8 protein-coding genes and 1 pseudogene are annotated in these 5,968 nt (G+C 37.8%); 5 read left to right on the forward strand and 4 right to left on the reverse strand.

Annotated features, from left to right (window positions below):
- Window positions 1–227: transposase (locus L634_RS31975; protein WP_026582429.1), on the forward strand; the 227-nt coding region annotated here is incomplete at its 5' end.
- 344 nt (window positions 228–571) lie between these two features.
- Here the strand turns inward: L634_RS31975 and L634_RS0127985 are convergent.
- Window positions 572–1,402, reverse strand: coding sequence for a hypothetical protein (locus L634_RS0127985; protein ID WP_034263385.1), 831 nt, complete (start codon window positions 1,400–1,402; stop codon window positions 572–574).
- A gap of 152 nt (window positions 1,403–1,554) precedes the next feature.
- Between L634_RS0127985 and L634_RS0127990 the strand changes: the two genes are divergently transcribed.
- Window positions 1,555–2,613 carry a DUF3900 domain-containing protein gene (locus L634_RS0127990; protein ID WP_026585233.1) on the forward strand — a complete coding sequence of 353 codons (1,059 nt, stop codon included), beginning with the start codon at window positions 1,555–1,557 and terminating at the stop codon, window positions 2,611–2,613.
- Window positions 2,614–2,640: 27 nt separating this feature from the next.
- Here the strand turns inward: L634_RS0127990 and L634_RS0127995 are convergent, their stop codons facing one another.
- Window positions 2,641–2,850 carry a cold-shock protein gene (locus L634_RS0127995; protein WP_034263387.1) on the reverse strand — a complete coding sequence of 70 codons (210 nt, stop codon included), beginning with the start codon at window positions 2,848–2,850 and terminating at the stop codon, window positions 2,641–2,643.
- Window positions 2,851–3,365: 515 nt separating this feature from the next.
- On the opposite strand from L634_RS0127995, the gene L634_RS0128005 reads away from it, so the two are divergent.
- Window positions 3,366–3,677: a DUF6509 family protein gene (locus L634_RS0128005; protein WP_232233858.1), complete on the forward strand. Its 312-nt coding sequence runs from the start codon at window positions 3,366–3,368 to the stop codon at window positions 3,675–3,677.
- A gap of 28 nt (window positions 3,678–3,705) precedes the next feature.
- On the opposite strand, the gene L634_RS0128010 is transcribed toward L634_RS0128005, so the two are convergent.
- Window positions 3,706–4,104, reverse strand: coding sequence for a hypothetical protein (locus tag L634_RS0128010; protein ID WP_026585237.1), 399 nt, complete (start codon window positions 4,102–4,104; stop codon window positions 3,706–3,708).
- A 163-nt stretch (window positions 4,105–4,267) separates the two neighbouring features.
- Here L634_RS0128010 and L634_RS0128015 point away from each other — a divergent pair, with 163 nt between their 5' ends.
- Window positions 4,268–5,113, forward strand: coding sequence for a GNAT family N-acetyltransferase (locus tag L634_RS0128015; RefSeq protein ID WP_026585238.1), 846 nt, complete (start codon window positions 4,268–4,270; stop codon window positions 5,111–5,113).
- 24 nt (window positions 5,114–5,137) lie between these two features.
- On the opposite strand, the gene L634_RS0128020 is transcribed toward L634_RS0128015, so the two are convergent.
- Window positions 5,138–5,635, reverse strand: a complete 498-nt coding sequence (locus tag L634_RS0128020) for a metallophosphoesterase family protein (protein ID WP_026585239.1) — start codon at window positions 5,633–5,635, stop codon at window positions 5,138–5,140.
- 164 nt (window positions 5,636–5,799) lie between these two features.
- Between L634_RS0128020 and L634_RS35040 the strand changes: the two are divergent.
- Window positions 5,800–5,968 (forward strand): annotated as a pseudogene (locus L634_RS35040) (DDE-type integrase/transposase/recombinase); the annotation flags it as partial.

The following is a 5,968-nucleotide window of genomic DNA, read 5'->3' on the forward strand; positions in this document are numbered from 1 at the left end:
AGGATGATAAGGAAAAGGTCAGACAAAACCGGCTTTCCAAATCTGGAAAGATACTATATAAATTCAGAAAAGAAAAAGTGGAGCGAAGCTTCGCAGACTCAAAAGAGCTGCATGGGCTTCGCTATTGCCGGTTACGGGGACTACACAATGCAAGCGAGCAGGTGCTTCTCACCGCAGCTTGCCAGAATATGAAAAAGATCGCCATGCACCTGGCAAAGCTAGGATAGGTGCATGGCGATCTTTTTTTAAACCAGAAAAGCTAATCTTCCTTTGGTATATTTCTTTTTAAGAAAAACTTTGTTGAGAAAAAATACCCCTTTCTCAACAAGCTGAGCACCTATTCAGGTGCTCTTTCAGTTGCCCGGCAGCGTCCTACTCTCACAGGAGGACAGCCCCCAACTACCCGTTTCATCATCTATATAGGTAGGAAATAGTCAGCTGGCTGACAAGATTTTAATAAACCTGAAGCTCTTTTTCCATACTCCCCAATTTGTTTTGGGCCGTTCCTTTAGCGTCCATCACATACCTTTCAAATAACATTAAATCTATGCGCCATATAATAAATCCAGATCTAATTTTTTTGAAACATATAGGTATATAATTTTTTTATCAGCATCAGCAAAAAGATAAGCATTACACTGAAATATAGAGGATGCCAAAAAGTGTTCACATGTAAAATATTCATTTTTATAAGCATGTGGTGAAAAAGGACATCGGCAAAAAAGAGGAAGGCCAGCCATATGAAACGATAAAATTTCATAATGATGAGTGTTAGCAGCAGTGCATAGATAATCCAAATTAAAACATTAAATACGATATGATCCTGATACGGAGATTCAAACCACCCTACCGTATAGAAGTGCGTTTTCATAATGGATGTTAAATAAAAAGTCACACCTTGAAAAATTGTGGTAATAGCCATATAAATAGTTACAAACCGTATAAAAAAATTTGGCCTTTCCACTCTATGTCTCCACCATTTAATTACAAAAACTGATACAAATAAGATTATAGTGGTATACCAGGATTTCCACCAATTATGTTCATATATGCCCAGCCAGAGAAAAAATTCCTCGATCCCAAAGATAGCTCCAATGATCAAAACCACCCATTTTATCGGAACCCTAAAAGCTGCTGTTGCCATAAGGACACTTGGAATAAAAAAAGCCTGAGAAATACTGGAACCAAAAACGTCATCATACCATTGCACTGTAAAAAAACGTGGGTAATAGGAATAGGCATCCCCTAAAATCAACACTATGTATTCCATTAAAAAGGCAAGGCCCATTGTGAGAAAATATACAGCAAGATTATGATGAAATTCCGTTTTCTTGTATGTAATGTATATGATCAATACACTAATAAGAGCTAAAGCAAGGAACCACAATAAGTTAGTTGACATTTTTCCACTTCCAGTTTTCACTCGTTTCTGTTATTTTGTTTCAGCCAACAAAAACCTATACTTTCTCACTGGTTAATCTAAACACGAATTGACGGGAGTTATCCCCTTTCTTATACTAGAAAAGTCAAATTAGAAGAATACAGGTGAATGAAATGGATTTTGAAATCAATTATTTATCTTTTTATGTAATACAAATAGAGGGAAAAGGAGAAAATGCCGATAAGTTTTCTAAGCATTTCCAAACACTCGATACAAATGAGTATGAAAACAGCGCCTTAAAGGATTTCTTAGATGGCGAACTTGGAAAAATCTCAAAAAGAAAAGTTGAAAGGCATCCGAAGACTGATCAGGCACCTACAAAAATCGGCCGTTTTATTGTTGAACCAGGGCATGATTTAACTTCCAACCCCAATTATAATCTTTTTAACCGGGTAAGATTGGCTGATTCTAAAGAGCTTTTCCAGGAGGCTAACGAACAAATCGTGAATGCCTATCTTGATACAAGCGCTGTCCGCGGAGGAGTTTTGCTTGTTGCTAATGCCAAGCTTAGGAAATATTTTGATGAACCCTTCCTATTTATCATGAAATGCGATTTTGAACCAAAGGTTGCATCCATTTCAGATGAAACAACTCTCATTAAAAACGTAGAAATGGCGATTACGACCAAAAATATGAAATCAATTCAGTATCCATATATGCCGGAGGAAGGGATGATCGAAGAAGGAGAATTGAAAATTCACCAATCTTCCCATGCCCGTTATTTTGAAGACTTTTTAAAATATGTGGACTATGAGCCATCCCTCCCCGAAATCGTAAAAACACAAGTAATTGGGATGGTTCAGGAACATATCGAAGAAACATTCCAGCCAGAAAGCGAAGAACGAGAACAGATGGAAGCAAGCATGGAAGTATGGGCCGCAAGCCCGAAAAGAGAAATACAGGAGAGGTTTTCTTCGGAGCAAGTAATCGAAGCAGCTGCACAAATTATTGAACATTCACCTGATATAGAACTGAAGCTTAAAATGGATCATGTTTCTGTAGCCGGCCTTTTATCTGATTTCGGAGAAACCATTCATATGTCTAAGATAAATGGACGTTATGTATTGCTTATTGAGGCTGATAGTATTATGTTTGAAAAAGGTTTCTCACCAATTGAGTTTTTAAAGCCGGATGAGCTATCAAGCGTGATCGATAAAATTAATAACAAATAAAAGGGCGACAATCCGTCGCCCTTTTTATTATTTTGTAAAGATGCTGTTATTATTAACGACCTGCAATTCTTTAGTCGTCTCGGTCATTTCACTTTTGCAAATCGGACAAGTAGGTACCTGACTGCTTTTAAAATTATCCCTAATCCAGCAGTTACAAGTTTCTGATGTACATTCCCAGATCTTAACTTCTTCCACCTTAATTTCTTCCATATTCTTTCTGCCAAATCCCATTGCCATATCAGGCACCTCCCAAAGAGTAAGACCATACACCCAAAATAAAAATCACTTGCTATATAAAGGGACAATTCAGACCATTTCTATATAACAAGTGTTTACGGGCAATATTATATTCTTTTCACTAAAAATAGTATAACATATTTAGTTTATTCTGTCAAAAAGATATACCTTAAAGACTCTATTTCTGCCCGTTGATGTCAGCACGGGGCACTCAAGCTTTCCACAGGAACCCGGCCTCCCCAGCTATTCCTGTTAGGTCTCCAGGCCCCTTCTCTTCTCGCAGGACTTCAGAAAAGCACCCTTGAACAAACACCTCTTCGCAAGAAAATGCGAAGACATTTTGAGGAGTCAAATGCTCCCCGCCCCAAAACTCAGCTGGTTCGACTTTAGCCATTAAAAGCAACAAACTTACCAAAAATAGCGATTTAAAAAACTAATTGATTCCTTTAAAATAACAAATACTATCATTCTTTACAGGAAAAAGTGTATAATGACATGTACAGCAGGATATGTTTATGTTAGAAAGGGTGAAGATCATGAACATTACTGGATATTCAGTTGAATACATAAAAGATCCGACAGGAATCCTAACCGGTGACCGCTATGAGTTCTTTTTAGATATTGATGTGGATGAAGATGATGAGCTGTATTCAGAGAATGGCATCAAATTGAGAGTGCTTTTTTATAAAAATGATGATGATGAGAGGATCCTAAATTATCACTTTCTGGAGAATCAATCAGGAAAAGTTTTAGAGTTCGCTTTGGACGAAGAAGAAGAGAAATTAGTTTCCCGCTATTGCAGCGAAAACATTTCTCATTCAGAATGAAAGAGCAGGCATGCCTGCTCTTTTTTCATTAAACTTCGATATTCTTTCCTTCTTCTGATATATGGTACATTAAGTGCGCTAAGTGGTGCATCGGCGTGTATGCTTCTTCATCATCCTGACCTGTTTCCTCATCAAAGTTCAAATCATTCAGATGCAAAGCTGCAAACTGGTAAAAGTCTTTTAATTCAAATGCATAACAAGCACTTGGTTCCTCCTGATCTTCTTCATATTGCAGAACCATATATGACTCTTTACCTTGATTATCTAATGCATCGAAAAAAATAAAATAGCCAATATTACTATCCAGTTCAAATAGATGCCTTGTTCCACCGGCTGTGTACTGCTCGAAATCGTTTTCGGATAACTTTTCCACTTTCATAGGCTGTACTTGATCTTCTTTGTGAAAATTCACTGTAAAAGTTTTCATGATAATCCCCCTCTGTCCATCCCATGCTACCACAACAAGAAATATAATACTATTATTCCCCTCCCGAAGCAGCTGTAACCAAATATAAGGGCTATCCGTTTGAAATTTTTTCCTTTAAAATATACGTAGAAGTAATTTGATACATGAGCGGGGGGCAGATTGATTGCTGACAAGTAAACAATTAAACGATATCCATCTACTTCAGCAGGTTTGCGAAGAGAAAGAGAATATCAAATTAAAATTAAATTGGGATAGCTTAAGAACAAGACCTTACGGTTCAGAGCATGATTTTTTCCAATATGATGAAAAAGGACAGCTAATCGGGTACCTTGCTCTTTATACTTTCGGCGGGCCAATGGAGTTATGCGGTATGGTACACCCTGAATACAGACAAAAGAGAGTTTTCAGCAACCTATTGAAACAGGCCAAAAAAACGATCCGGAAGGCCAGCAAGCTGCTTATTAATGCACCTGCTAATTCTTTATCCGCCAAAAGTTTCTTAGAAAATTTGCCATGTACCTATTCCTTCTCGGAATACCAAATGGCACGTCTGGCAAACTCCGAGAACTGTTCTGTTAACCCCAAAGTTACCCTGCGCAAAGCAGAGGTGAGTGACCTTGATTTCATAACTTCCCTTGATTCCGTTTGCTTTAATATCCCTGAACAAGAAGCAAAATCTTTTAACAAAGAGGCTTGGGAAAACGGTAAGGAACTTACCTATATTATTGAATTTGAAGGAAAAAAAGCCGGGAAAATAAGACTGCAAAAAGATAAAGAGGCAACTTGGGTTTACGGTTTTGCAATAGATCCCCCTCTCCAGGGTAAAGGGATTGGGAGAAGCGCATTATCTTTCATTGTTGCATCGGAACATTATAAAGGGAGTAAAAGAGTGCACCTGGAAGTTGCTGCAGAAAACGAACATGCCTTGGGATTGTACAAATCATGCGGCTTTAAGCCATATAGCACCCAAGATTATTATGAATTTGATATGAACGATTCCGATTTATAAAAACGGCCTTAAACAGCCGTTTTTTTATTCTTTGGAATTATAAAAGATATGTCTAAAATCTAATTTTTCTTTTATATTCAAAATACCAAATGAATATTCCGGCTGCCTTCGCTTATCTGTAGGCGATCCCGGGTTAAACAGTGTAACCCCATTAAATTGCCTCAGTAACGGGATATGGGAATGTCCAAAAATGATAGCATCTGGTTCTTCCTGTTCAAAAGCCTCGATACTCCTTTTTTCGGTTGTTCGGCTTTTTCCATGCCCATGGACGACACCTATTTTGTAGCCTTTTATCTCAAGCAGCAGCTTGTCGCCAAAAAGATCGCAAATCTCATCGCTATCCGTGTTTCCGCGCACGCCCTCAACAGGTGCATAAGCTTTCAATTCTTGGTATACCTCAAGAGTCTGCCAATCACCTGCATGAATGATTAAATCACTGCCATCCAGCTCAGTACACAAAACATTTGGAAGTTTTTTAGCTTTTTTGGGCATGTGGGTATCAGACAAAATAATAATTTTCATAATCACTCCTCCTTCCTGCTCCCCGTATTGTCAAAACTTCTATAAGAAATAGGTTATAAAATATCTCCATAGAGGGCTTTATAGGCAAAAAAATTGCCACCCCCTAAATTCTTTGGATAATTGAGGTTACCACACACCCAACAACCAAGAATGGAAGTGACAATTTGTACCCTCAAATTATAACCTATTTATTAACTTTTATAAACTATCAAGAACAACTCATTCGAACATTGCTTACTTTATTGATTGGTAAAAGCATGTTCGTTAAACCTACTGAACAGCCCGTAAATAAACCTTATCGAAAACTTCAAGTGGATGACCTTCCGGTCATTG

The sequence above is a fragment of the Bacillus sp. J33 genome (genome assembly GCF_000518885.1).
Classification (GTDB): Bacteria; Bacillota; Bacilli; order Bacillales; family Cytobacillaceae; genus Cytobacillus.